Source organism: Salinicoccus sediminis (assembly GCF_000986795.1).
GTDB classification, from domain to species: Bacteria; Bacillota; Bacilli; order Staphylococcales; family Salinicoccaceae; genus Salinicoccus; species Salinicoccus sediminis.
On the sequence record NZ_LAYZ01000017.1, the window covers coordinates 1 to 494 of the forward strand.

A 494-nucleotide genomic window follows, 5' to 3' on the forward strand; every position below is an offset into this window, starting at 1 on the left:
GCGGTGGAGCATGTGGTTTAATTCGAAGCAACGCGAAGAACCTTACCAAATCTTGACATCCTCTGACCCCCCTGGAGACAGGGGTTCCCTTCGGGGCAGAGTGACAGGTGGTGCATGGTTGTCGTCAGCTCGTGTCGTGAGATGTTGGGTTAAGTCCCGCAACGAGCGCAACCCTTATGACTAGTTGCCAGCATTCAGTTGGGCACTCTAGTGAGACTGCCGGTGACAAACCGGAGGAAGGTGGGGATGACGTCAAATCATCATGCCCCTTATGATTTGGGCTACACACGTGCTACAATGGACAGGTACAAAGGGCAGCGAGACCGCGAGGTTGAGCGAATCCCATAAAACTGTTCTCAGTTCGGATTGGAGTCTGCAACTCGACTCCATGAAGCTGGAATCGCTAGTAATCGTGGATCAGAATGCCACGGTGAATACGTTCCCGGGTCTTGTACACACCGCCCGTCACACCACGAAAGTCAGTAACACCTGAA

At 53.0% G+C, this 494-nt stretch carries 1 rRNA gene; it reads left to right on the forward strand.

The window, feature by feature from the left end:
• A 16S ribosomal RNA gene (locus WN59_RS07915) occupies positions 1 to 494 on the forward strand; the annotation flags it as partial.